Source organism: Formosa sp. A9, from assembly GCF_051200825.1.
GTDB lineage: Bacteria > Bacteroidota > Bacteroidia > Flavobacteriales > Flavobacteriaceae > Formosa.
The window spans coordinates 2,917,013-2,943,281 of sequence record NZ_CP195158.1; the positions used below are offsets into that span (position 1 = coordinate 2,917,013).

Consider the following 26,269-nt stretch of genomic DNA (forward strand, 5'->3'; position numbering starts at 1 on the left):
ACCAAATATGAGTACAGGAAAAGTAATTGAAGGCAAAGCAACACCTCGCGGTGCCTACCCACATATTAAACGTGCCGGTGATTTTTTATTTGTGTCGGGCACCAGTTCTAGACGTGCAGATAATTCGTTTGCTGGAGTAGAATTAGTAGACAACATGGGCACTAAAAAACTAGACATATACGAACAAACCAAAGCTGTAATCGAAAATATTAAAGATATTTTAGCCACCGAACAAGCTACGTTACAAGATGTTGTAGATGTCACTTCGTTTTTGGTTAACATGAACGATTTTGCGGGTTACAATACCGCGTACGCCGAATTTTTCAGTAAGACCGATGGCCCTACCCGAACCACTGTTGCTGTTCATCAATTACCTCATCCCGATTTAGTTGTAGAAATTAAAGTGACTGCTTACAAACCAAAGTCATGAATCAGCTTCAGAACTTTATAAATGGCCATTACGTTAATCCAATTAACAATAATTGGATTGATAATATTTGCCCTGCCAACGGCCAAGTATACGGTAAAATTCCGAACTCAGACCAGAACGACGTCCAAGAGGCCTATACCGCCGCAGCAAACGCTTTCCCAATATGGTCCAAAACCACCATAGAAGAACGCAGTAAAATTCTTTTAAAAATTTCAGATTTATTAGAAGCCAATCTAGATCGTTTTGCCAAAGCCGAGAGTCTTGATAACGGTAAACCGATAAGTTTAGCCACAACAGTAGACATCCCTAGAGCGGCTAGTAATTTTCGATTTTTTGGGAATGCAATTACCCAATTTGCAAGCGAAAGCCACGAGAGTGTAGGCCACAATGCCATTAACTACACCTTAAGACAGCCCATAGGAATTGTGGGTTGCATTTCGCCCTGGAACCTTCCGTTGTATTTATTTACATGGAAAATAGCTCCTGCCCTTGCCGCTGGAAATTGCGTTGTTGCCAAACCTAGCGAAATTACACCCGTAACCGCCTATTTACTTGGTAACATTTGTAACGAAGCAGGTTTACCAAAGGGCGTTTTAAACATTATACACGGTTTGGGCGCCACTACGGGGCAAGCCATAGTAGCGTATCCGCAAATTAAAGCCATTTCGTTTACTGGAGGAACTAAAACTGGAGCGCAAATCGCAGCGGTAGCCGCTCCGCTTTTTAAAAAACTTTCCTTAGAGTTAGGCGGTAAAAACCCAAATATTATTTTCGGCGACTGCGATTACGATCTGATGCTAGAAACCACGGTAAGGTCTTCCTTTGCCAATCAGGGGCAAATTTGCTTATGTGGCAGCCGCATTTTTGTAGAAGCTTCTATTTACGACCGATTTAAAACAGACTTTATTGCTAAAGTTAAAGCCCTAAAAATTGGAGATCCTTCAGATAAAAACACACGAATCGGCGCTTTAGTATCTAAAGCCCATTTAGAGAAAGTGAAGCAATACATTGCATTGTCTAAAGAAGAACAAGCCACTGTTTTATGTGGAGGCAACGAGGTTACCGTACCTCATTTAGAAAACGGTTTCTATTTAGAACCCACTGTTATTGAAGTAACAACGAACGACTGTCGTTTAAACCAAGAAGAAATTTTTGGCCCTGTAGTAACCCTTATGCCGTTTAAAACCGAAACTGAAGCCCTAAATCTAGCGAACCAAGTACCTTATGGCCTATCCGCCACACTTTGGACCAACAACTTAAAACGCACCATGCGCTTAAGCTCCGAGTTACAAACGGGAATTGTTTGGGTTAATACCTGGATGATGCGCGACCTACGCACCCCTTTTGGCGGCACCAAAGCTTCTGGTGTAGGCAGAGAAGGCGGCTTTGAAGCCTTGCGCTTTTTTACAGAACCTAAAAATGTTTGCATTCAATATTGATTATGACAGACCTAATTGCCAATCTTTTAGAGCTCTTTGAACATGTTAAATATAGAAACACTAAAAAGGACAAGAAAAGACACCATAGAGCAAGTCCGTTAACCTATATCCTGTATATATTAATCGGTCTACTTTTAATTATTAAACTGATAAATTTTATAAAAAAATGAATTTAAATCTAGATAAAAAATATGCCTTAGTTTGTGGCAGCACAGCAGGAATAGGTAAAGCAACCGCTATGCTTTTAGCCGAAGAAGGCGCTATTGTAACTTTAATTGCCCGAAACGAAAACAAATTGAAAGCAGTATTATCGAGTTTGCCAAATCCAGATTTACACGATTACATAGTTGCCGATTTTGCGAACCCAGACCACCTTAAAGACAAACTAAACGCTTACATTGAAACAAAACACGGCTTTCATATTTTGGTAAACAATACTGGTGGCCCAGCTGGCGGCCCCATTATTTCTGCCACGTTAAGCGCATTCGAATCGGCATTCACACAACATCTAAAATGCAATCACATACTCGTGCAAACCCTTACCCCGTTTATGAAAACAGCAGGATATGGGCGTATTATAAATGTAATTTCTACTTCGGTAAAACAACCCTTAGACGGGCTTGGCGTTAGTAATACCATTAGAGGAGCTGTAGCCAGCTGGAGCAAGACACTAGCCAACGAACTAGGGCCTTTTGGCATTACAGTTAACAATGTACTTCCTGGCGCAACAGATACAGAGCGTCTTAGCGAAATAATCAAAAACAAATCTGATAAATCTGGCCTAACGGAAGAAGACACCGCCACAGCCATGAAAAACGCTATTCCAGCCAAACGCTTTGCCAAACCCGAAGAAACTGCTGCCGCAATTACTTTTTTAGCTAGCGAGCAGGCCGCCTATATAAACGGTGTAAATTTACCTGTTGATGGTGGTCGCACAAAAAGTCTTTAAACTAAACCACTATAGACTGGAAGTCCATAGGTTTGAAAACAGACTGAAAGTCTGATTATTTGTGTTCGTTTTAGCCACAAATACACGAATATTTCTAAAAAAACTATGTCAAATATTCGTGCATTCGTGGCGCAAAAATATTTATAGAAACTGAAAGTCTTGCACTAAAAGTGCATAGTTTCAACTAACGACTGAGACCAATGAGAAAATATGCTTTACTCGCATTTGTATTCGTTACAGCAAGTATAAACGCTATTGCGCAAATACAAATTAAAAACTACACCAATGCCAATATCAGCGACAAGCAAACCATAGAGCAAGTGGTTAACTGGATTCAGTTTGACCAGCATGAAAATATCTATCCGCATGTTATTCGGCCAGATGTTGTAGATAAGGTGTACCTAAACATAGAGTCTGGATATTTAAACAAAACCTATCCGCAAAAAAGCATTACCAAACAAAGTACAACTACAGTGCCAGACGACACTACAATAGTATGGTACGAGCGCAATATTTTTAAAGAACGAAAAAAAGGCCTTAAACAAGTGTACCAGATTTACGTGGCTTTAGACCTTAGCAAACCTAATTTTGAAGTTTTAGATTTATTTTTAAGAAAAGGTAAAGAAATAAAGAGCAAAGACTATCATGAAAATTGAGTTTAAAGTTTGTAACTTTAATAGCAAAAATCGAATATTAATTTGCGTGAGGGATTGCAGCGACATCCTTTTTAAACTTTAAAAGTTTAAAAAGATACAGCGTAAAGCCCGACTGTTATACATTTTGTAAATGGACAACAGGCACGCCCAAAACCATATACCATGAGCCAGTTAGTTTCGCCATTAAATTTTAAAGCTTGGATAGAAGAACACAGACATCTTTTAAAACCTCCAGTTGGCAATAAAGTGGTCTGGAAAGATGGCGATTTTATTGTTATGGTTGTTGGTGGGCCTAACAGCAGAAAAGATTATCATTATAACGAAACACCCGAATTTTTTTATCAGGTAGAAGGCGATATCGTTTTAAAAATAATAGATAATGGCGAGCCTAAAGACGTGCACATTAAAGAAGGCGACATTTATTTATTGCCGCCAAAAGTACCGCACTCGCCGCAAAGAGGCGCCAATACTGTTGGACTGGTTATAGAATATAAACGTCCAGAAGGTATGAAAGATGCCTTGGTTTGGTATTGCGAACAATGTACCACAAAATTATACGAAGAAAATTTTACAGTTAAAAACATTGAAACCGATATGCCTAAAATTTTCGACACGTATTACAGCGATAAATTAAAACGCACGTGCCCGAATTGCAGTGCGGTTATGCAACCTCCTAAACCTGTAAAACTTTAATCATGACACGCAAGCTTCGAATAAACGGCCATTCGCACCTATTGCCTTACCCCGAAGAAATACCCCAATTTATGAAAGACAAAGGTATTTTTTGGGTAGATAAAGACCGAAAATTCATGCTCCAAAAAGACTGGAGCCGCCCCGTAACAGACTCTAGTTTTTTTTTACAGGAAAAACTAGCCTGGATGGAGCGCTTTAAAATAGACCATGCCGTAGTACTTAATTTATCGCAGCTATACGGCAACGGTTTACGCGTTGAAGAGATGAAACAAGCACTTCGGTTTCAAAACGATTTTAATGCCCGCATACAACACGACCACCCTAGCAAATTTACTTGTGGCTTTGTTGTGCACCCAGGATTTGTTCGTGGTGCTCTATGGGAAATTGAACGTTGCGTAGAAGAATTAGGTCTACAGTTACTTTGCCTTCCTACCCATTATATGGACACTATAGGAACTTGGCGTTGTATTTTTGATGAAGAAAACGAACCTATTTTTGAATTGGCCAGCAAGTACAATCTGGCAGTAGAAATTCATCCGTACGATGGCGAAAAATTTATTAAACTAGAGAACACCTCTTGGCGTTTTCATCTTATTTGGATGCTCGCCCAATGTGCCGATGCTTATCACTTTTTAACATTAAACGGATACCAAGAAAAATTTCCTAACATGCGTACTTGTTTTGCCCACGGCGGACAATTAGCTCAAATAAATTTAGGACGAAGAATACAAGGTTTTGATGGAAGACCCGATTTATTTGAAGGCAAGCACCACCCCAGAAAAGCTGTTGGCCACAAAAATATATTTTTCGACACCTTGGTACACGACACCGGATCGCTAAAACTCTTGGTAGAAAACCAAGGCGCTAAACAAGTAATTATGGGGCTAGACGACCCATATCCACTTGGTGAAATGGAAAGCATTAAACAATCGTCTTACCCCGGAAAAATTTTAGATCTAGCCATAGAGCGCAGCATTATATCGCAAAGCGATTACGATGCTATTTGGGAAGACAACGTCATACAATGGCTGTGTGGCGATGACGACAAAGCAAAACAACAATTAATACATAGGATTTTAAACTAATGGACTTTTTACCCGAGCAATTAAGTAATTATATAGTAGAGCATACCGAAAACGAACCAGAATTACTTCAAAAATTAACCCGCGAAACGCATCAAAAGATTTTACAACCGCGTATGCTTAGCGGACATTATCAGGGGCGTATTTTAAGTATGATTTCTAAACTTGTAAACCCAAAAACCATTTTAGAAATAGGCACTTATACTGGCTACTCTGCTTTATGTATGGCCGAAGGTTTACAAAAAGACGGCATTTTACACACAATAGATATAAATGAAGAACTCTACGATTTTCAGCGCAAGTATTTTGATGCTTCTATATATGGCCATCAAATCAAACAACATTTGGGGCACGCTTTAGATATTATTCCGAGTCTTAACGAGCAATTCGATCTTATTTTTATGGATGCCGACAAAGAAAATTATATTGCATATTACCATGCCATTATCGATAAATTAAACCCTGGCGGTATTATTTTATCGGACAATGTTCTTTGGAGCGGTAAAGTAATAGAGCCTGTAAACCCAAAAGATCTTGCCACACAAGCGGTTTTGGAATATAATACACTTTTAAAAGAAGACAAGCGTTTAGAAACGGTTTTACTATCTGTAAGAGATGGCCTAACAATTAGCCGCAAAAAGTAAGTTTAAATTTTTCGTCTAACAGAACCTGTAAACTCTTCAAGATCGTCTTTAACCTGGTTAAGCTGGTCTTGAACATCTTTAGCGACAGAGGTATCTATACCCGATTTATCGGCACTCTTGGTGATTTCGTGCTTAATATCGTTAGTAGCATTTTTTATTTGGCTAATCCCTTTACCCAAACCACGTGCTATTTCTGGCACTTTATCTGCACCAAAAACCATAACTATTATAAATAGTATAAAAATTATTTCTGCACCGCTAATAAATAAAAACATAAATTACTGTATATCGTTGCAAATATACTAAGTGTTTATTTACAAAAAACAAAAAGCCGACTTTTATAAGTCGGCTTTAACATTAATTTTTCCTTTTAGTTTTTCGATTGTTCTTTAAACGTATCGAATTCACTTTTTTGAACTTCTCTAGGCCAAGAGTTATTAGAAGTATCTATATCGGCAGTCTCCATTTTTGGATCTACTGTAATGCTTACAATTTCCTTATCGGAAGCAACAGATTTACTTACTTCTTTATCGTTCAGTCTCCAAATTTGAGCTGGATACGTTTCGGTTTTAGTGGTACCATCTGCAAATTTATACTCTACAATAATTGGCATAACCAAACCACCTGGCTTTTCGAAAGTTACATTATAAAAATACTTTGGTTCTTTAAGTGTTTTACGCTCTTCCGGCGTAAAGTTATCCATCATGTATTCTTTTAATGTAGGCGAATTTTCTATAGCATTTCCGCTTTTCAAACTTTCTTTAAACTCTTCACTTCCTTCTTCTACCATATATACTAGCGGAGGCAATTCGCTTACTTGCATACCGTATTGTTTTGCTAAGTTTTTGGTGTACTCGTTAATTTCTGAAGACACGTAGTATTTCTTAACATCTTTTACACCTATATCTACATAATCTGTAGTGTAAAACCAACCTCTCCAGTACCAATCTAAATCGAATGCCGAAGCATCTTCCATAGTTCTAAAGAAATCTTCTGGAGTTGGGTGTTTAAACATCCATCGGTTTGCATATTCTTTAAACGCATAATCGAACAACTCACGCCCCATTACGGTCTCTCTTAAAATATTTAAAGCTGTAGCAGGCTTACCGTAAGCATTGTTACCAAACTGATAGGTGTTTAATCCTTTAGTCATTATTGGCGCAATGAAATCTTGGTTGCCAGACATATAAGGAATAATTTTTGGAGCAGGACCACGTCTTGAAGGGTATTCGGTTTCGCCAGCAGATAACACTTCTGGATATTGTTTACCAAAATCTTGCTCGGCAACATATTCTAAAAAGGTATTAAGTCCTTCGTCCATCCATGTCCATTGGCGCTCATCACTATTCACAATCATTGGGAAGAAGTTATGCCCAACTTCGTGAATAATTACGCTAATCATTCCAAATTTAACACGGTCGGAATACTTACCATCCTTATCAGGACGGCCATAGTTCCAACAAATCATAGGATATTCCATCCCTTGGTTTTTAGCATGTACAGAAATGGCTTTATGGTATGGGTAATCGAAAGTCATACGTGAGTACGATTTTAAAGTTGCAGCAACAGCTTTTGTAGACCATTCTTCCCAAAGCGGGTTTCCTTCTTTAGGATACATAGACACTGCCATAACATCTTTATTACCAATTTTAACGGCCATCATGTCGTAAACGAACTTTCTAGATGTTGCAAATCCAAAATCACGTACATTTTTAGCATGCAATTTCCAAGTTTTCGTTTTAGTTGAAGCTGATTTCTCTGCAGCTTCAGCCTCTTTCTGGGTTACAATTATAACTGGCTTGTCGTACGATTTTTTTGCTTGTTCGTAACGCTTCATCATCTCTTTAGTAAACACTTCTTTACGGTTTACTAACTCTCCAGTACCATCTAAAATATGGTCGGCTGGCACAGTAATATTCACTTCAAAATCGCCAAACGGCAAGGCAAATTCATCGCGCCCCCAGAACTGAGAGTTTTGCCAACCTTCTACATCGTTATACACTGCCATTCTTGGATAAAACTGTGCAATTACATAGGCACGGTTTCCATCTTCTGGAAAATATTCGTAACCCGAACGTCCGCGACCTTCTACGTGATTGTTTATATTATACCACCATTTGATAGAGAATGAAAATTTTTCGCCAGATTTTAAAGGTGTAGGCAATTCTACACGCATCATGGTTCTATTAATGGTATGTGCTAAAGCATTTCCTTTGGTGTCTTTTACTTCTTCGATATTAAAACCACCATCGAAAGGTTCTTTCATATAATCAGAAACAAAACCAGCAGGCTGTTGTGCCTGAGAAACGCCACCACCTTCAATTAAAGGTGTTTTAGAATCTTTAGCACGCATATTTTGGTCTAACTGTACCCATAAATATTTTAAAACGTCTGGCGAATTGTTTGAATAGGTAATTGTTTCGAAACCAGATATTTTAGCATCTTTATCATCTAATGTGATGTCCATTTTATAATCTGCCTGTTGCTGATAATAGGCAGAACCAGGAGCTCCAGAAGCTGCTCTATACATATTTGGAGTAGAAAACTCGTCGTATAGCTGTTTAAACTTGTTGGTATTGGTATGCCCTGGTTGGCGTTCTGGCTTAGGCTGCTCCTGAGCCAGAGTACTGGCCGAAATGAAAACAGCCGAAAGAAAAAGATACTTTAGTTTTTTCATATTTAATTGTGTTACTATAAGGGGTGAAAATTAATATTTTTATGATTTTTTAAGGGCAATTCAATTAAACTTTAACAATCCTTTATCATTCTGATAGGTTAAAATTAGACTTTTTTTATTACCACCTACCTTTACTCTAACGATATTTTGTTGTTCGGGGTAAACATCCATTAGCACCTGATTTGATATCTGGAAGGATTTTATGGTGTTTACATTTAAAATTTCTATAAAACAAATAGCTAAATCGTCATCGTATTGCTTTCCTAAAACTTTTAACTGCACAGGCGCGCCATTAATTTCTATGCGCATTTTTTCCTGCAAGTACTTTGCTAGATAAAAATCGACTTCGGAAGACTCGTTTTTACCCAACCTTAACGTATTATCGAATCTTTGGCGCATGAGCTTTTCTAAATCGTCTATAAAAATACGACTGATAATTTGCACCGATTGTTCTTTTTCTACAAAATCAATTTCTGTAATGCTAACATAATATTTATGAGGCACAGCAAATGCCATTACAGAAAAAACAACTACTAGAAAAAGATAGTTAAGTTGCTTCATAAACTCGTGTTATCTCGCAAATGTAGTGATTTTACAGACTTTACAAAGATTTAGCTATAATTTAATCTGATTTTAGATTAGCTCGATATTGCTGATATTTTTCGTTTAAAAATTGAAGTACTTCAACATCGCTTTTATCCTTACAGCGCTTATTAAAATTGGGGTCGTCTGCACAGAAGTACAAAAAATCCATTCTACGAGACTCATCTAACGGATGTTCGCTAAAAAAATCGTGGGACAAGCGTGTTTTTATACGATGGATTAAATCGTCTCGACGTTCTAAATCTATATGATGCCTTAACATTTTAGTTCGCCCAGATATACCATTTAGTATAGGGTTTAAAGGCACTATACCCCCGCCTGTTGTCGCTTCGTGCAAGCGCCGTTCGGCCTGAGTTTTTTGTTTACCTGTATACCCAGGAATACCCACATCGTAAAAATTAATTTCGGGTTCGGCAGTAGAATTCTGTACATCTAGCAACAAATTCCCAGTTAAAACCTTACCTACCAACACCTCGTTTAACACATTTACTTCTTCATTTAAATCCACATGCATCGTTTTACTGTTTAACGTAGCAACATCAATAACAATTGTTTTGGTGGTGTACTGCAAGGCACTAAACTCAATAGTGTCGTTAAGTTTGGCTTCAACCGTAAACTGCCCCTTGGCGTTTGTTATGGTAAAGCGTTTAGAGGTTTTATTTATAACGTGAATGTTTTCGATATCGTCTTGACCAGAAACAGTACCTTTTATTTCGGTATGTTGCGCATGCAATACTGTAGAAATACAACATATTCCCGAAAATAGCATTACGTTTTTAAGATGAAACACCTTATTGATTTAAAAATATTTTACTTTGCTCTGACAGGTATTCTAACAAATCGAGTTCCTTGCCAGACTCGTACAATTCGGGATCTACCCCCTTAGCATCGATATAATTAATAAATTCATCGACTCTATTTCCTGGAATATCAAAATTATCTGCAATAAAAGTTTGCGAATATACACCACGTATACCTAAACTTTTATCGGTATCTTTAATCGCTTTCGCCTGACGGCTTTCTTTAGTTCCAAAAAGAGGTTTTATAAGCCAATTGGTAATTTTAACCAAATCGGTACCATTATAAAATTCGCCTTGGCGCATGATGGTGTTATCTACTTTTGAGTGATAATCGTCTGCAAATTCATAAGCTGTAATATCGCCAAATGCCATGTTAATAGAGCTAAGATCAGGACTAAAGGTTTTTATTTTTTCTAAATCTTCATGCAACACACCCGACAATCCGTAAGGGAATATTACAACCTCATTTAAACGATTAACGTGTTCTACTAAAAAAACGGTTAATTGCTGAGATTTTATAACATCTTCATCTATTTTAATTTTAATGGTTTCGAATTGCAGTGCGTGAAATTCAATTTCGTCGAGCAGCCTAACCTGAATCTCGAAATACCCATTTTCATCTGTAACCGTACCAATATTTGAAGACGTATTGTAAACTGTTACACCTTCGATATCGCTGGTATTTACAACTACAATATTCCCCTTAACGAGAACACGATCTAGGTTTTGCGCCTTAATTACTGGCACAGCTATTATAAAAATGATAAAGAGTAAAAAGTGTTTCATAAAAATTCTATTTGCAATAAAGTTAGTTACTTCGTGTCTTAAGTAATTGTTAGCATCATTTAAATTTTTGTTAAAAGGAGCTATTATATAAATTTACAACAAATATCTGACGATGAAAAACATGATTATAGCAAGCACCTCTACACTTTTTGGGGGTGATTATTTAGATTACCTGTTAAACGATCTTGAAATACTTTTTAAACAGGCTAAAACCATTTTGTTTATACCTTATGCAAGACCCGGTGGTATTAGCCATGATGCGTATACCGATAAGGCAACGGTTGCGTTTGCAAAAATTAATAAAACTGTTAAAGGCATCCATTCCTTCGATTCGCCTGCTGAAGCTATAAATCAGGCCGAAGCTATTTTTGTAGGTGGCGGAAACACTTTTGTTTTAGTAAACCAGCTCTATCAAAACAACCTCATTACACCTTTACAGGAACAGGTAAAAAAAGGCACTCCGTATTTAGGAACCAGCGCAGGAAGTAATATTTGTGGCTTAACTATGAATACAACTAACGATATGCCCATAGTAAGGCCACCTAGTTTTAAGACTTTGGGATTAGTGCCTTTCAATATCAATCCGCATTATTTAGATGCAGACAAAAACAGCAAACATATGGGGGAGACCCGAGAAACACGGATTAACGAATTTCATTGCTACAACACCCAACCTGTGGTTGGTTTGCGAGAAGGAAGTTGGATTGCTGTTAATGGGCAGGAACTCACCTTAAAAGGGCAACTTAACGCCCGTATTTTTGAACAGAATAAAACCGCGTACGAGTTAGAATCTGGCAATACACTTAACTATTTAACATAAAAAAAGAGCTTCATAAAACTATGAAGCTCTTTTGAGCGGGAGACCGGGTTCGAACCGGCGACATTCAGCTTGGAAGGCTGACGCTCTACCAACTGAGCTACTCCCGCATTAGCGGTGGCAAATATACACAAACTTCTAATTAGTTTGCAAGAAAAATTTATATTTTTTTCAAAAAATGATAGCCTAATATTTCAAAGCCTTCATTGTAATAAAATTTATGAGAGGCATAATTTTGCACGTAAGTATTTAACTCTGCACCTTCGCAACCTTTAGCTTTAGCATAAGCATAAATCCAATTAAAAAGTTGCTTCCCTAAACCTTTATTTCTGTACAAATCATCTATATATACATGGTCTACCTCTACACTTTTCCCTATATAATGTCTGGTAGAAAACCATAAACCACAAATGCCTATAAGGCTTTCTGCATCAAAAACACCAACACACTCGTAATTCTGACTAAACATTTCCGAAAAACGTTGGGTTAACACGGCATCGGAAAATTTATTATTGGTAAACTTTTGCATTAACGGAATAATCTCTGGAAGGTATTGAGACGATACGGTTTTAAACGTTATATTTTGCATGAAGATCATTTTAAGAGGCTGCAAAAATACAACAGATTAAGCTTTACAAAATCACAAAAAACAAAAAAATGCCTTAAGAAATTTCTTAAGGCATTTTTTTATATTATTTAAGTGTACTCTATTATAACTTCATGGTTACACCAAGACCTGGTGATAACCCAGAAACGTTTCCGCCTGCAAATTCTAAATATACACCCCATTTATCGTTCCAAAACCAACGTCCGCCTATTTGTAATCCAAAGTCAAGATCACTATCATCATGTCCGTTACCCATATACACCGCGTAACCAACATTAGCACCACCATATACATCCCACGCAGGCGCAGTAAGCCCGAATAAATTATCGAAATAATAATTCGCTTTCACCCCTAAGTTTAACCAATCGAAATCTAAACTGGTACCAGCTCCTGGAGCAATAGTAATGTCTTTATGAACAGGGATTTCGTAATTTACACCTACGAGTCCAAAATTCAACTCTTTTCTTGCTTGACCGAAAACACTTGCAGCACTACAGAATAATGCAAAAACAAATAGTAAAGTTATTTTTTTCATAATTTATTGTTAATAAGTTTAAGACAAATGTAATTATATTTTTTCAATTAAAATGACTCAAACCAGTAAATGCTTAATGGTTTTCCTTCAACAACTACTTAATTACTCACAAAAAAACTACAGAATTATCTCATAAACCCCTCATTATTCAGACCTTCTATTCTTGTTTTTTGAATCTTTAAATTACACCTAAATTAATTACCTTTGAAGCCTTATGCAAAAAAAGATAAACATACAAAATAAGAAAGCTCGATTTTTATACGAAATTCTAGACAAATACACTGCTGGCATTGTACTCTCTGGAACCGAGATTAAATCTATAAGAAATAGTAAGGCATCGATTGCCGAAAGCTTTTGCGAATTTAACGATCGTGGCGAGTTATTTGTGGTTAACATGACAGTTGAAGAGTATAAGTTTGGTACCCATTACAACCACAGACCTAAAGCCGAACGCAAATTATTACTTAATAAACGAGAATTAAAAAAACTCGAAAAGGAAGTTAAAAACAGTGGTTTAACCATAGTGCCACTAAAACTGTTTATTAACGACAAAGGCTTTGCTAAACTAGATATAGCCTTAGCTCGCGGTAAAAAACTTTACGATAAACGCGAAACCATAAAAGATCGCGACAACAAACGTAATTTAGATCGCGTTAAAAAGATTTACAAATAAAAGGTATACTCTCTAAAACTATGACTATAAAAGCCACAATAAAAATTTGGTGCATTGCTGTAATTGTTACTTTATATTCATGCAGTAGCACCAAAGAATCGTCCAAACAAGAACATCTTCCAGTATCCTTTTCGGTTAACTTAATGGATCGATCTAACGATACTTATAAGGTTACTGTTATCCCTCCAAAATTAGATACTAACAACAATATTTTTCAGTTTGCTTCAACAGCACCTGGCACCTACCAAGTTATGGATATTGGCCGATATGTTAGCAATTTTAAAGCGCTAGACAAAGACGGTAACGAAATTGCAACAGAACAAATTTCAACAAACCAATTTCATTTAGGTCACCCCGAAAACATTGTTAAAATCACTTACAATATCGCCGAAACTTGGGATACTCCTGTTAGCAAAGACAATATTTATTTAATGTGTGGCACCTCTATAGAAAACGACCACACGCTTATAAATGGCCAAGCTGTTTTTGGCTATTTTAAAGGCATGCAAAACACCCCAATTTCCATTCGGTTAGACTATCCTGAACAATGGCAAATTGGTACTGCTTTAACAAAAACCGCAGACCATACTTATTATGCCGAAGATTACGATATGGTTGTAGACTCGCCTATTTTATTAGGCAACCTTACAACGGCTTCGGTTAATGTTCAAGGTACCAATGTCGATATTTATACTTACTCTAAAACAGGCCTTATTGCTTCTGAACAAATTTTAGAATCCATGAAAAACATGCTGCTTTCGGCTAGCGGATTTCTTAATGGTCTACCTGTAAAAAACTACACGTTTTTATTTCATTTTGAAGACAAAACCAATGGTGCATGGGAGCACTCTTACAGTTCGGAATACATTTATAAAGAAGATGATTGGTCTAAATTAGAACCTCAAATATTAGACGTTGCAGCGCATGAATTTTTTCATGTTGTAACACCGCTAAACATTCACAGCGAAATAGTAGATCAATTTAATTTCGTATCGCCAGTAGCTTCAAGACATTTATGGCTGTACGAAGGCACTACAGAATGGGCTGCACACATGATGCTGTTTCGCTCTGGTCAAAAATCAATCACAGATTACTTTAAGACTTTAGAAAAAAAGATTACCGTAAGCACTAAATATTACAATCCAGATTTAAGTTTAGTAGATTTATCATTAACCTCGTATAGTCCAGAAGGCCAAAAACAATACGGCAATATTTACATGAAGGGAGCTTTAGTAGCAGGGCTTTTAGACATTAAACTTTTGGAATTATCGGACGGAAAAACAGGCTATATAGATGTTAATAACAAGCTTGCCAAAGCATACGGGCCAAACACACCTTTTGATGATACTACTTTTTTCGAAACCTTTGTAAAAGCGACCTATCCAGAAATAGAATCTTTTTTAAACGAGTATATAAAATCCGCCAACCCGTTACCTATTAAAGCCTATTATGCCAAAATAGGTATAGACTACAACGAAGACAATAATACGTTTTCTGTTATGGAACAACCAACAGCGCAACAATTAAAATTAAGAACAAAATGGATGCAACCCATTAGTATAAACTAATTACCATGAAAGCCTTTGCATTATTTTTAAGCTTCAGTTTGTGTATTACTGCCTTTGGTTATTCTCAAAAAAAAGGCGAAGAGGTAAAAATACAAGCTACAGATTACACCCCTTTGGTTAAATCATTAGAGTCTACCATTGGCACGCTGTATTTGGTGATTTCTGGCGATAAAAAAGAAAAGCGCGATTGGGATTTATTTTACTTTTTGTTTGCTCCAGAAGCACAGCTTATTACTACAGGAGTCAACTTCGAAAATAAAATGCAGGCCAAATACATGACGCCTAAAGATTATGTAAAAGCTTCAAAAAATTGGATGTTGAAAAACGGATTTCACGAACGCGAAATTCACCGTATCGTTCATAATTACGGTGCCATCACTCAAGTGTTCAGCACTTTTGAAGCCTACCATTCTACAAAAGATAAATCGCCTTTTTCTAAAGGCATCAATAGCATTCAGCTTATGAATGATGGTAACCGTTGGTGGATTTTAAATTTAGCTTGGACTAACGAATCGCCAGAAAACCCTATTCCAGAGGAATACTTACCACAAGACGACGATTTTTAGTTCTTATCTTCTAACAAAGGTACAAATCTGAATTCTCCAAACTCGTGCTTCTCGAAGGCTTTCGGGCCTTTTCGCACAAAAAGGGTCATGACTTGTACATCATCGCCAACAGGGATAACCAATCGCCCACCAATTTTTAACTGACTCAATAATGGTGTTGGCACATATGGCGCTCCCGCCGTTACAATAATACCGTCGAATGGTGCTTCTTCAGGCATTCCCTTATAGCCATCGCCAAAAATTAATTTTCTTGGTCTGTAACCTAACTTAGGAAGAAACTTACTGGTTTTTTTAAACAATTCCTGTTGTCGTTCTATGCTGTAAACCTTAGCACCTAACTCGCACAACACCGCAGTTTGATACCCACTACCCGTACCTATTTCCAGAATTTTCGCTTCGGGAGCTAGCTTTAACAATTCGGTTTGAAAAGCTACTGTATAAGGTTGGGAAATAGTCTGATCGGCAGCAATAGGAAACGCTTTATCTTGATAAGCATGATCTAAAAAACTAGAATCCATAAACAAATGTCTAGGAATATGCCCTATAGTTTTTAAAACCGCAGGATCAGAAATTCCTTTGCTTTTAATTGTGTTTACCAATTGCTGGCGCATTCCTTGATGTTTAAAAGTATCTTTCAAAAGGCAAGTGTATTTGTAGGTTTTATAGAATATGTTAGTGCTGCAAAAGTAAATCTTTTTTTAAATTTTAATTGGCATTTAAAACACAGAAAAAATCTTATTTTTGTTAAAAACCCTATTACAATGTTAAAAGCTGCTGTTCTTGGTGCTGGCCACCTAGGAAAAATTCATTTAAGACTTTTAAAACAATCTAATGAATACGAACTTGTCGGATTCCACGATGCCGACCCTGCCAATGCCAAAAAAGTTGAAGCTGAATTTGGATATACATTTTATTCAGATTTAGACGAATTGATAGACGCTGTAGATGTTGTAGACATTGTAACCCCAACCCTATCGCACTACGAATGTGCTAAAAAAGCCATTGCCAAAGGCAAACATATTTTTATAGAAAAACCCATAACCAATACCGTCGAAGAAGCCGAAGCCTTGCGCACTTTAGTTGCCGAATACGGCGTAAAAGGCCAAGTAGGTCATGTAGAACGTTTTAATCCTGCCTTTAATGCCGTAAAAGATCTTTTGCACAACCCTATGTTTATAGAATGTCATCGTCTTGCAGAATTTAATCCCAGAGGCACAGACGTTCCTGTGGTGTTAGATTTAATGATTCACGATATAGATATTATTTTAAGCGTTGTACAATCTAAAGTTAAACACATTAGTGCCAGTGGTGTATCTGTAATTAGCGACACACCAGATATTGCCAACGCCAGAATTGAGTTTGTAAATGGTTGTGTGGCCAATCTTACCGCTAGCAGAATTTCTTTAAAAAACATGCGCAAAACAAGATTCTTTCAAAAAGACGCTTACATTTCGGTAGATTTCTTAGAAAAAAAATGTGAAGTTGTTAAAATGAAAGACGCACCTAAAACACCAGGCGATTTCGACATGATTTTACAAAATGCAGAAGGCGTTAAAAAACAAATTTATTTTGCCAATCCACAAATTGAAAATAATAATGCCATTTTAGACGAACTGGAATCGTTTGCCAATGCCATTAACACCAATACAAAACCTGTTGTAACATTACACGATGGCACAGAAGCCTTGCGCGTAGCGAATATGATTATAACACAATTTTAAAAACACAAAACAAACATACTAATTTAAAGCATTTTCCCGTGTTGCTTAACACAAATGCGTTTACAAACTTTAACCATGAAAAATATTGCAGTTATAGGTGCTGGCACTATGGGTAATGGTATCGCCCATACATTTGCACAAAGCGGATTTAATGTTCTGTTGATTGATTTAAACGAAAAAGCCTTAGAACAAGGACTTGCCACCATAACAAAAAATCTGGACCGTATGCTTAGTAAAGCGGTTATTTCGGAAGCCGAAAAAACGCAAACCCTTAACAACATTACAACCTTCACCAATCTTTCCGAAGGTGTAAAAACAGCCGATCTTGTAGTTGAAGCCGCTACCGAAAACAGCAATTTAAAACTAAGCATCTTTAAACAACTAGACGATTGTTGCCCAAAACACACCATATTAGCTACCAATACGTCATCTATTTCCATAACCCAAATTGCTGCCGCCACAAGCAGACCAGATAAGGTTATTGGTATGCATTTTATGAATCCGGTGCCTATTATGAAACTGGTAGAAATTATTCGTGGCTACAACACCAGCGATCAGGTTACTAAAACCATAATGGAACTTTCCAAAACTCTAGACAAGATTCCAGTAGAAGTAAATGATTACCCTGGGTTTGTAGCCAATAGAATTTTAATGCCCATGCTTAACGAATCTATAGAAACATTATACAATGGCGTTGCCGGTGTTACCGAAATAGATACCGTAATGAAACTTGGTATGGCTCACCCCATGGGACCGTTACAATTGGCCGATTTTATTGGTCTAGATGTATGCCTTTCTATTTTAAATGTAATGTACGACGGATTTAAAAACCCAAAATATGCCCCTTGCCCTTTACTTGTAAATATGGTGCATGCAGGCAAATTAGGTGTAAAATCTGGAGAAGGTTTTTACGATTATTCGCAAAGCAAAAAGGCTGAAACCGTTGCCCAGCAGTTTTTAAAATAACAGGTAACATGGCTAACATAATTCCTTTTAAAGCAGTAAGGCCAACGCGCGATAAAGTAAGTCTAGTCGCTTCGCGCGCTTACGACGCCTACACTGCCGAGCAAAGGGACGCCAGGTTAAATACCAATCCGTATTCATTCTTACACATTATAAATCCTGGATATAAATTTCACAAAGAAATTTCTGGTAAGGCAAGATATGCACTCGTTAAAAACAGATATTTAGAGTTTAAGGAAGAACATATTTTTGTTCAAGACCAAACACCAAGTTATTATGTATATTGTATTGTAGATAGAGATGGGCAAGAATGTAACGGTATAATTGCAGCAGCAAGTGCAGAAGATTATCAGAACAACATTATAAAAAAGCACGAAAGCACTCTAGCGTTTCGCGAGATTATTTTTAAAGATTACCTAAAAGCGGTACGATTTAATGCCGAACCTGTTTTACTAACATATCCAGACAACCCAAAGCTTAAAGAGATTATAACTCAGGTAAAACAAGACCGTGCAGATTTTGAATTTACTACAACTACTAAAGACACACATTACCTTTGGCCAGTAAACAATGCTGTAATCTGCAATACAATACAAGCTATTTTTAAAGCTATACCTAGTGTGTACATTGCAGATGGTCACCACCGCTGCGCATCGTCTTACATGTTATATTTAGAAGAAAAATCGAAAAATAACAATCACACTGGAACTGAAAACTACAATTTTTTCATGACTTATCTGATTCCTGAATCAGACTTAAGAGTTTACGAATTTAACCGATTAGTTTCAGACTTAAACGGACTTAATCCTGAATCGTTTTTAATTCAATTAGATACCTATTTCAGAATAGAAAACAGAGGAAACACGCCTTACAAACCTAGTAAACCTCATCATTTTAGCATGTACTTAAATGGCGATTTTTACTCGTTATATTTAAGAAAAACGGCCTATACATTTAAAACCGCATTAGACCAATTAGATGCTTACATTCTTTACAAAACCATTTTAAAACCCATTTTGGGTATTTCAAATTTACGCCAAGACAAACGCATAACATACAGTACCGGTAAAAACGGATTTTTAGATATAAAAAGCAAAGTAGACACCGGTGATTATAAAGTAGGTTTTAGTATGTTAGCAGCAACAACAAACCAAATAAAACAAATTGCAGACGAAGGCTTACAAATGCCACCAAAAAGCACGTATATAGAACCTAAACTAAGAAGTGGTATTACCATTTTTGAATTTTAACACATTGCTATGTCCATAAAAGAAAACTTACAACATATCCAATCTACATTACCAGAACACGTTACTTTAGTTGCTGTTTCCAAAACCAAACCGGTAAGCGATATTCTTGAAGCCTACCAAGCTGGGCAGCGCATTTTTGGAGAAAATAAAATTCAGGAAATGGTCGAAAAACACGAACAATTGCCTAAAGATATTAAATGGCACATGATTGGCCACGTACAGCGAAACAAAGTAAAATACATGGCTGCTTTTGTAGATTTAATTCATGGCGTAGACAACGAAAAACTACTTCTGGAAATTAATAAACAGGCCAAAAAACACAACAGAATTATTGGGTGTTTATTACAAATAAAAATTGCCGACGAAGACACTAAATTTGGTATGACCGAGCAAGAAGCCATACAAATACTTCAATCGGACACCTTTGCCAAATTACAAAACATTAACCTTTTGGGTGTTATGGGCATGGCCACATTTACCGAAAACGAATCGCAAATAAAAACCGAATTTTCGCAATTAAAAACTATTTTTAATACCTTAGGAGCTTTACCAGAAACAAACTCTCAGTTTAAAGTAATTTCTATGGGTATGAGCGGCGATTATGCTTTGGCAATACATTGCGGAAGCACTATGGTACGCATTGGGAGCACTATTTTTGGAGCAAGAAATTATTAATTTTTATTAGCCAATTATTTACGCAATATTAGACATAGAAACCACTGGTGGTAAATTTAATGAAGAAGGCATTACCGAAATTGCTATCTATAAATACGATGGCCATAAAGTAATAGACCAATTTATTACACTCGTAAACCCAGAGCGGGAAATTCAGCCTTTTGTTGTAAATCTAACAGGCATTAATAACAACATGCTTAAAAGTGCGCCTAAATTTTACGAGGTTGCAAAGCGCATAATAGAACTTACCGAAGACTGCATAATTGTTGCCCATAATGCCGAATTTGACTACAGAATTCTAAGAACCGAATTTAAACGCTTAGGTTACGATTTTAAACGCAAAAGTCTTTGTACGGTAGAATTAGCAAAAGACCTTATACCAAACCAGGCCTCCTACAGTCTAGGGAAATTAGTACGCTCGCTTGGCATTCCTGTTACAGACAGACACCGTGCTAATGGAGATGCCTTGGCTACAGTAAAACTTTTTAAATTATTACAAACCAAAGACTCGGCAAAACACATTATACAATCGTCTATAAAAGAAAGTTATAAAGCAAAAAAAATAGATTCGCGATTTATAGATATTGTAAACAACCTACCATCGGTTACCGGAGTGTATTATATGCATAATGCCGACGGGCAAATTATATATATTGGTAAAAGCCGAAATATAAAGCGCAGGGTAAATCAGCATTTCACGGCTACAAATTCTAAATCTAAAAAACTACAATTACGGGTAGACTCTGTAACTTATGAAGAAACAGGTAGCGAACTTGTAGCTTTACTTAAAGAAATAGAAGAAATTAAACGTGTTAAACCTATGTTTAACCGCTCTAGAAAACGCACCTTGTTTACCCATGCATTATATGCATTTACAGACCAAAATGGGTATTTAAATTTAAAAATTGATGTTGCCGATGGGCGAAAACATCCTATTACAACATTTAGTAACCACCAAAGTGCCAAACACTTTTTAGAACAAGCAGCAGAACAATACCAGTTATGTTTAAAATTAACTGGATTAGAAAAAACCGAAAACACCTGTTTCAACTATAAAATAGACATCTGCCATGGCGCTTGTATTAGTCAAGAATCGCCTGAACTTTACAATCGACGTGTTCAAGAACTCATCGAAAAATTCAGTTATGCCCATCAAAACATGGTAATTATAGACCGTGGCAGAGATGTAGACGAACGCAGTGCCATTTATATTAAAGATGGTAGCTTTCAAGGCATCGGATTTTTCAACCTCAACTATCAAATCAATAACATCAATGTCCTCGAATCCATAATCACGAAAATGGATAACAACAAAGACATACAACATGTTATTCAAAGTTATTTAAGAAAACATAAACGATTAAAAATTATTAAACTAACGTAAACCTTATGAAAACCCAACTACTCAACCTACTCCTACTCTTTATTTCAACAGTCGCAAGTGCTCAACATTACGGCACTCAAGAATTCAAAGTAAGTCGTGATGATTTCGACTTTAACACCTATGCTAAAGATTCTACTGCAAACGCGCTAGTACTTTACGAATACGGAAATAGCTATATAGACGACGACGATTTTTTGTTAAAAACGGAATACCAAAAAAAGGTCCGCATTTTTAACCGAAATGGCTTTGACCATGCTACGGTAGAAGTTCCGCTTTACACCTCTAAAGGAAAAGAAGAACGCATAAAAGACATAACAGCCATAACCTACAATCTTAACAGTGGCGCCTTATCGGCCTCGCGTTTAAAAGATTCCGAAATTTTTTACGAAGACGTTTCTAGCAATGTAACCGTTGCCAAATTCACACTTCCAAATGTGCAAGAAGGCAGTGTAATTATTTACAGTTACAAACTATCGTCTCCTTACATCTTTAAATATCACGGCTGGACGTTCCAAGAAGATATTCCTAAAATATACAGCGAATACGACACCAGTATTCCTGGAAATTACAACTATAATATAAAACTTGTTGGCCCATACAAATTACACACTAACGAATCTAAAATAGAATCGCAATGTTTATCTGGAGGTAACGGCGCCTATGCCGATTGTGCGATTACTAAATTTGTAATGAAAGACATTCCCGCTTTTATTGAGGAAGATTACATGACCAGTAAATACAATTACTTGTCTAGAATAGATTTTGAATTAAAAACAGTAAAACGTTTTGATGGCGGTATAGACCAAGTTACTAAAACTTGGGATGCTGTAGATCACGAATTAAAAACCGAGAAAGAAATTGGTAATCAATTACGAAAATCGATTAAGTCTGAAGATATTCTATCAGCTAGCATTTTAAACGAAAAAGATCCTTTAAAAAAAGCACAAGCCATTTACGCTTATATACAAGACAATTATAAATGGAATGGCGATTACAAAATTTTCACAGAAGGCTCGGTAAAAGACCTTTTAAAAACCAAATCTGGTAATGTATCCAGCATCAATATATTGCTTCACAATTTATTAAACGACGTGGGTATAGAAGCGCAACCGGTCTTATTATCTACAAGAAATAATGGTTTCCCCACAAAATTATATCCTGTTTTATCAGACTTCAACTATTTAATAGTTCAAACCAGCATACAAAACAAAACCTACATGCTAGATGCAACAGAGCAACATTTACCCTTTGGAAGTTTGCCTTTTAGATGTTTAAATGCCTATGGTCGTAAAATAGATTTTAAAACAGGTAGCGATTGGGTTGATATAAAAGTTGATAAACCTTCGGTAGTAAACCATAGAGTTGAAATGGAAATTAAAGGCGACAGTGCCGTTGCCGATGCCTTTACAATTAGATCGGGATACTATGCATACAACTCAAAAAAAGATTTTTTGAATGATAAAACTGCCTATTATAAAAAGAAAAAAGAAGACTTCCCTAATTTTAATATTACGAAACACGAAGTTGTCGAAACCGATCGTAACGACGCAACGTTTAAAGAAGAACTTCAGGCACAAATAAGTTTAGAGCCTATGAGCAAAGAAATAGATGGTGTTACGCAAAAAACGTTATACATAAATCCTATACTATTTCATTTTTTTGACAGCAATCCATTTCAATTACAAGAACGTAATTATCCTATAGATTTTGGGTATAAAAACAACTACAGTTACACTATAAAACTGAACACTAAGGGCTACGAAGTTAGCGAACTTCCAAAAAACATAAATTACGGACTGCCTAACGGAAGAGGTTCATTGGTATTTGCTGTAAACCAAGCGGCAGATAACATTGTAATTTATTTAAAATTCAGCTTAAAAGAAACAGCTTATACTCCAGAATATTACGAGTCTATAAAACAATTAGCCAGCAAACTGGTTAACATACAAAACAATTCTCTAATTGTTTTAAACTCAAAAGTTTCAATATAGTTTACTATTTTTGAGTTTATGAGCAGCACTAAGTCTAACACACCTTGGAAAGACAAACTCCACGAAATTATTTACGAAGCAGATACACCTGCTGGTAAATTGTTCGACTTAGTGCTGCTTGTTGTTATTATTGCCAGCATTGTTCTGGTAATGCTAGAAAGTGTAAAGGCTATAGATTTAAAATATCACACATTTTTAAACACCGCCGAATGGATAATTACCATTTTGTTCACTATAGAATATATTGCAAGAATTATAACTGTTAAGCAACCTTTTAAGTACATTTTTAGTTTTTATGGTATAATAGATTTATTGTCTACCATCCCAAAATATATTTCTATCTTTTTTGCAGGCACACATGCCCTTGTTGCTTTAAGAGCCTTACGCTTACTTAGAATTTTTAGAATATTAAAATTAGCACGCTTTTTAGGAGCCTCCAAAAATTTAGTTACTGCCCTAAAAGCTAGCCGAGCTAAAATATCGGTATTTTTGTTTGCCGTTATTATTCTGGCTGTTATTTTAGGCACGATTATGTATATGGTAGAAGGCGAAGAAAATGGTTTCACCAATATTCCTAAAAGTGTGTATTGGTGTATTGTAACGCTTACAACCGTTGGTTTTGGCGATATTGCACCCCAAACACCTTTAGGACAATTTATTGCCGCTGTTGTCATGATTTTAGGTTATGGTATTATAGCCGTTCCTACAGGAATTGTATCGGCGGAATATGCTAGTCAGACTAAAAAACCAGAGCCTGAAAAATTAAAGACACAAGACAAAACCATACATCTTAACTCTCAATCTTGTCCAAATTGTTTAAGACACGATCACAGAGACGGATCGAAGTATTGTTATTATTGTGGCGAAGCCTTATAAATTTATTTTTTTTTGAAAACAAACAAGTATCTTATTTCTATTGTTGGCCCAACAGCGATTGGCAAAACGGCCTTAAGCATTAAATTGGCGCAACATTTTGACACCGAAATTCTTTCGGCAGATTCTAGGCAGTTTTTTAAAGAAATGCAAATCGGTACAGCCGCCCCAACACCACAAGAGCTAGCCCAAGCCAAACATCATTTTATACATCATAAATCGGTAACAGATACTTATAATGTTGGTGCCTTCGAGACGGATGCCATCCAGCGCTTAACCACTTTATTTAACACTCACAATACCGTTATAATGGTTGGCGGTTCTGGTTTATACGTCGATGCGGTTACCAAAGGTTTAGACGATTTTCCAGAAGTTGACGCGAATATCCGTTTAGATTTAAACACCCGATTGCAGCATGAAGGTTTAGAATCGTTACAGAAGCAATTACAAGTATTAGATTCCGTTTCTTACCAGAACATCGCTATAGACAACCCGCATCGCGTAATCCGTGCTCTAGAAATTTGCATAGGAACAGGAAAACCTTATGCGTCATTTTTAAATAAAAAGAAAGACTTACGCCCATTTAAAACGCTTTCTGTAGGATTAATAGCAGACCGAAATATTATTTACGAACGCATTAACCAACGTGTAGATATAATGGTGGAAACTGGTTTACTTGATGAGGTAAAACAATTGGCCGACAAAAAACATCTTAATGCGCTTAACACCGTTGGCTACAAAGAGCTTTTTAATTATTTAGACGGCACATGGTCTTTAGATTTTGCTGTGTCTGAAATAAAGAAAAATTCGCGGCGTTTTGCAAAACGCCAACTCACTTGGTTTAAAAAAGACCCTAATATTATGTGGTTTGATTATTTAACCCCTCTAGAAACCATCGTACAAACGCTAAACTCAAAGGTAACTAAACCACTATAGACTGGAAGTCTATAACTGAAAGTCCGATTATTTGTATTTATCTTAGCCACAAATACACTAAAATTCTTTATAAAAACAATGTCAAATATTCGTGCATTCGTGGCGAAAAAATATGTATAGGAACTGAAAGTCTTGCTCTAAAGGTGCATAGTTTAAACTAAGGACTGAGACCAATTAAAACAAAAAAAGACGGCCCTTTGACCGTCTTTTGTATTTTCGTTAGAATACTATGTATGGATTATGAATTTTGATTGACTACCAATCTGAATCCTTCACCATGAATATTTAAAATTTCCACATTCTCATCGGCCTTTAAATATTTTCTAAGTTTTGCGATATACACATCCATACTACGAGATGTAAAATAATTATCGTCTCTCCAAATCTTGGTTAAAGCTAATTCTCTTGGCATCAAATCATTTTCGTGTAATGCCAACAAACGCAACAATTCATTTTCTTTAGGCGATAATTTTATAGGATCTTCATCTCTAAACTTTAAAAAACGCAGTTTCGAGTTGAGGTCGAAAGCCCCAATTTTAAATTCAAATTGTTTACTATCGGTAACAGTTTCGGACGCCTTACGCTGTATTATTGCATTAATCTTCATGAGTAACACTTCGCTATCGAATGGTTTGTTCAGGTAGTCATCGGCACCTACTTTATAGCCTTTTAACACATCCTCTTTCATGGCTTTTGCCGTTAAGAAAATAATAGGGACTTCGGTGTTTTTTTCCCGAATTTCTTTGGCTAGTGTAAACCCGTCTTTATAAGGCATCATGACATCTAGTATACAAAGATCGAAATCGTCTTTTTTAAACTTTTCGAAACCTTCCATACCATTTTTGGCATGGGTAACTTCGTAATCGTTCATGATTAAATAATCCTTTAAAACGGTACCAAAATTTGGATCGTCTTCAACTAATAAAATTTTCTTATGTTGTTCGCTCATAA

Annotated in this window: 28 protein-coding genes and 1 tRNA gene; 19 read left to right on the plus strand and 10 right to left on the minus strand. The window is 36.4% G+C overall.

Annotated elements, in window-relative coordinates; all coding sequences use genetic code 11:
* Nucleotides 1–7: 7 nt before the first annotated feature.
* From ACR9EA_RS12790 to ACR9EA_RS12820, 7 genes are all read left to right on the plus strand, one after another.
* Complete coding sequence (locus ACR9EA_RS12790) at nt 8–430, plus strand: RidA family protein (protein WP_435133709.1); 423 nt, start codon at nt 8–10, stop codon at nt 428–430.
* A complete protein-coding gene (locus tag ACR9EA_RS12795) occupies nt 427–1,869 on the plus strand; it encodes an aldehyde dehydrogenase (protein ID WP_435133712.1) in 1,443 nt (480 codons plus the stop codon). Before ACR9EA_RS12790 ends, ACR9EA_RS12795 begins: the two co-directional genes overlap by 4 nt.
* Nucleotides 1,870–2,035: 166 nt before the next feature.
* Entirely contained in the window at nt 2,036–2,818 is a 783-nt protein-coding gene (locus ACR9EA_RS12800; protein ID WP_435133714.1) for an SDR family oxidoreductase, read from the plus strand.
* Between the two features lie 200 nt (nt 2,819–3,018).
* Entirely contained in the window at nt 3,019–3,474 is a 456-nt protein-coding gene (locus ACR9EA_RS12805; protein WP_435133716.1) for a hypothetical protein, read from the plus strand.
* Between the two features lie 162 nt (nt 3,475–3,636).
* The gene (locus ACR9EA_RS12810; RefSeq protein WP_435133719.1) at nt 3,637–4,167 is read left to right on the plus strand and encodes a 3-hydroxyanthranilate 3,4-dioxygenase; all 531 of its coding nucleotides are present in this window, start codon (nt 3,637–3,639) and stop codon (nt 4,165–4,167) included.
* A gap of 2 nt (nt 4,168–4,169) precedes the next feature.
* Nucleotides 4,170–5,252: an amidohydrolase family protein gene (locus tag ACR9EA_RS12815; protein WP_435133720.1), complete on the plus strand. Its 1,083-nt coding sequence runs from the start codon at nt 4,170–4,172 to the stop codon at nt 5,250–5,252.
* Nucleotides 5,252–5,893, plus strand: coding sequence for an O-methyltransferase (locus tag ACR9EA_RS12820; protein ID WP_435133723.1), 642 nt, complete (start codon nt 5,252–5,254; stop codon nt 5,891–5,893). Before ACR9EA_RS12815 ends, ACR9EA_RS12820 begins: the two co-directional genes overlap by 1 nt.
* A gap of 2 nt (nt 5,894–5,895) precedes the next feature.
* Here the strand turns inward: ACR9EA_RS12820 and ACR9EA_RS12825 are convergent, their stop codons facing one another.
* From ACR9EA_RS12825 to ACR9EA_RS12845, 5 genes are all read right to left on the minus strand, one after another.
* The gene (locus ACR9EA_RS12825; RefSeq protein ID WP_435133726.1) at nt 5,896–6,168 is read right to left on the minus strand and encodes a Sec-independent protein translocase subunit TatA/TatB; all 273 of its coding nucleotides are present in this window, start codon (nt 6,166–6,168) and stop codon (nt 5,896–5,898) included.
* A 95-nt stretch (nt 6,169–6,263) separates the two neighbouring features.
* Nucleotides 6,264–8,570 (minus strand): M1 family metallopeptidase, encoded by a 2,307-nt coding sequence (locus ACR9EA_RS12830; RefSeq protein ID WP_435133729.1) that lies wholly within the window; start codon nt 8,568–8,570, stop codon nt 6,264–6,266.
* A gap of 60 nt (nt 8,571–8,630) precedes the next feature.
* The gene (locus ACR9EA_RS12835) at nt 8,631–9,131 is read right to left on the minus strand and encodes a DUF6702 family protein (RefSeq protein ID WP_435133732.1); all 501 of its coding nucleotides are present in this window, start codon (nt 9,129–9,131) and stop codon (nt 8,631–8,633) included.
* Nucleotides 9,132–9,192: 61 nt separating this feature from the next.
* Nucleotides 9,193–9,963: a carboxypeptidase-like regulatory domain-containing protein gene (locus tag ACR9EA_RS12840; protein ID WP_435133735.1), complete on the minus strand. Its 771-nt coding sequence runs from the start codon at nt 9,961–9,963 to the stop codon at nt 9,193–9,195.
* A gap of 1 nt (nt 9,964) precedes the next feature.
* Nucleotides 9,965–10,759 (minus strand): carboxypeptidase-like regulatory domain-containing protein, encoded by a 795-nt coding sequence (locus tag ACR9EA_RS12845; RefSeq protein ID WP_435133738.1) that lies wholly within the window; start codon nt 10,757–10,759, stop codon nt 9,965–9,967.
* Nucleotides 10,760–10,871: 112 nt separating this feature from the next.
* Here ACR9EA_RS12845 and pepE point away from each other — a divergent pair, with 112 nt between their 5' ends.
* On the plus strand, nt 10,872–11,579 hold the full coding sequence (gene pepE, locus ACR9EA_RS12850) for a dipeptidase PepE (RefSeq protein WP_435133740.1): 708 nt from the start codon (nt 10,872–10,874) through the stop codon (nt 11,577–11,579).
* Nucleotides 11,580–11,613: 34 nt separating this feature from the next.
* On the opposite strand, the gene ACR9EA_RS12855 is transcribed toward pepE, so the two are convergent.
* The 3 genes from ACR9EA_RS12855 to ACR9EA_RS12865 all read right to left on the minus strand — a co-directional run bounded on the left by ACR9EA_RS12855 (nt 11,614) and on the right by ACR9EA_RS12865 (nt 12,718).
* A tRNA-Gly gene (locus ACR9EA_RS12855) sits at nt 11,614–11,686 on the minus strand.
* Nucleotides 11,687–11,736: 50 nt separating this feature from the next.
* Nucleotides 11,737–12,165, minus strand: a complete 429-nt coding sequence (locus ACR9EA_RS12860) for a GNAT family N-acetyltransferase (RefSeq protein WP_435133743.1) — start codon at nt 12,163–12,165, stop codon at nt 11,737–11,739.
* Nucleotides 12,166–12,286: 121 nt separating this feature from the next.
* Complete coding sequence (locus tag ACR9EA_RS12865; RefSeq protein WP_435133746.1) at nt 12,287–12,718, minus strand: hypothetical protein; 432 nt, start codon at nt 12,716–12,718, stop codon at nt 12,287–12,289.
* A gap of 214 nt (nt 12,719–12,932) precedes the next feature.
* On the opposite strand from ACR9EA_RS12865, the gene smpB reads away from it, so the two are divergent.
* From smpB to ACR9EA_RS12880, 3 genes are read left to right on the plus strand one after another with little or no spacing between them, the layout of a single operon-like run.
* Nucleotides 12,933–13,391: an SsrA-binding protein SmpB gene (smpB, locus tag ACR9EA_RS12870; protein ID WP_435133748.1), complete on the plus strand. Its 459-nt coding sequence runs from the start codon at nt 12,933–12,935 to the stop codon at nt 13,389–13,391.
* Between the two features lie 20 nt (nt 13,392–13,411).
* Nucleotides 13,412–14,959: a hypothetical protein gene (locus tag ACR9EA_RS12875; protein ID WP_435133750.1), complete on the plus strand. Its 1,548-nt coding sequence runs from the start codon at nt 13,412–13,414 to the stop codon at nt 14,957–14,959.
* Between the two features lie 5 nt (nt 14,960–14,964).
* A complete protein-coding gene (locus ACR9EA_RS12880) occupies nt 14,965–15,525 on the plus strand; it encodes a hypothetical protein (protein ID WP_435133753.1) in 561 nt (186 codons plus the stop codon).
* Here ACR9EA_RS12880 and ACR9EA_RS12885 read toward each other — a convergent pair.
* Nucleotides 15,522–16,163 (minus strand): protein-L-isoaspartate(D-aspartate) O-methyltransferase, encoded by a 642-nt coding sequence (locus tag ACR9EA_RS12885; RefSeq protein WP_435133756.1) that lies wholly within the window; start codon nt 16,161–16,163, stop codon nt 15,522–15,524. The two genes, ACR9EA_RS12880 and ACR9EA_RS12885, sit on opposite strands and share 4 nt — an antisense overlap.
* 123 nt (nt 16,164–16,286) lie before the next feature.
* On the opposite strand from ACR9EA_RS12885, the gene ACR9EA_RS12890 reads away from it, so the two are divergent.
* The 8 genes from ACR9EA_RS12890 to miaA all read left to right on the plus strand — a co-directional run bounded on the left by ACR9EA_RS12890 (nt 16,287) and on the right by miaA (nt 25,318).
* On the plus strand, nt 16,287–17,246 hold the full coding sequence (locus ACR9EA_RS12890; RefSeq protein WP_435133759.1) for a Gfo/Idh/MocA family protein: 960 nt from the start codon (nt 16,287–16,289) through the stop codon (nt 17,244–17,246).
* Nucleotides 17,247–17,321: 75 nt separating this feature from the next.
* A complete protein-coding gene (locus ACR9EA_RS12895) occupies nt 17,322–18,212 on the plus strand; it encodes a 3-hydroxyacyl-CoA dehydrogenase family protein (protein ID WP_435133762.1) in 891 nt (296 codons plus the stop codon).
* An 8-nt stretch (nt 18,213–18,220) separates the two neighbouring features.
* Complete coding sequence (locus ACR9EA_RS12900) at nt 18,221–19,459, plus strand: DUF1015 domain-containing protein (RefSeq protein ID WP_435133764.1); 1,239 nt, start codon at nt 18,221–18,223, stop codon at nt 19,457–19,459.
* A 9-nt stretch (nt 19,460–19,468) separates the two neighbouring features.
* Nucleotides 19,469–20,134 carry a YggS family pyridoxal phosphate-dependent enzyme gene (locus ACR9EA_RS12905; RefSeq protein ID WP_435133767.1) on the plus strand — a complete coding sequence of 222 codons (666 nt, stop codon included), beginning with the start codon at nt 19,469–19,471 and terminating at the stop codon, nt 20,132–20,134.
* Between the two features lie 16 nt (nt 20,135–20,150).
* Nucleotides 20,151–21,518: an exonuclease domain-containing protein gene (locus ACR9EA_RS12910; RefSeq protein ID WP_435139883.1), complete on the plus strand. Its 1,368-nt coding sequence runs from the start codon at nt 20,151–20,153 to the stop codon at nt 21,516–21,518.
* Between the two features lie 5 nt (nt 21,519–21,523).
* The gene (locus ACR9EA_RS12915) at nt 21,524–23,509 is read left to right on the plus strand and encodes a transglutaminase domain-containing protein (RefSeq protein WP_435133770.1); all 1,986 of its coding nucleotides are present in this window, start codon (nt 21,524–21,526) and stop codon (nt 23,507–23,509) included.
* A gap of 18 nt (nt 23,510–23,527) precedes the next feature.
* Complete coding sequence (locus ACR9EA_RS12920; protein WP_435133773.1) at nt 23,528–24,385, plus strand: ion transporter; 858 nt, start codon at nt 23,528–23,530, stop codon at nt 24,383–24,385.
* Nucleotides 24,386–24,397: 12 nt separating this feature from the next.
* Nucleotides 24,398–25,318, plus strand: a complete 921-nt coding sequence (gene miaA, locus ACR9EA_RS12925) for a tRNA (adenosine(37)-N6)-dimethylallyltransferase MiaA (RefSeq protein WP_435133776.1) — start codon at nt 24,398–24,400, stop codon at nt 25,316–25,318.
* Nucleotides 25,319–25,556: 238 nt separating this feature from the next.
* On the opposite strand, the gene ACR9EA_RS12930 is transcribed toward miaA, so the two are convergent.
* On the minus strand, nt 25,557–26,267 hold the full coding sequence (locus tag ACR9EA_RS12930; protein WP_435133779.1) for a response regulator transcription factor: 711 nt from the start codon (nt 26,265–26,267) through the stop codon (nt 25,557–25,559).
* Between the last annotated feature and the right edge of the window lie 2 nt (nt 26,268–26,269).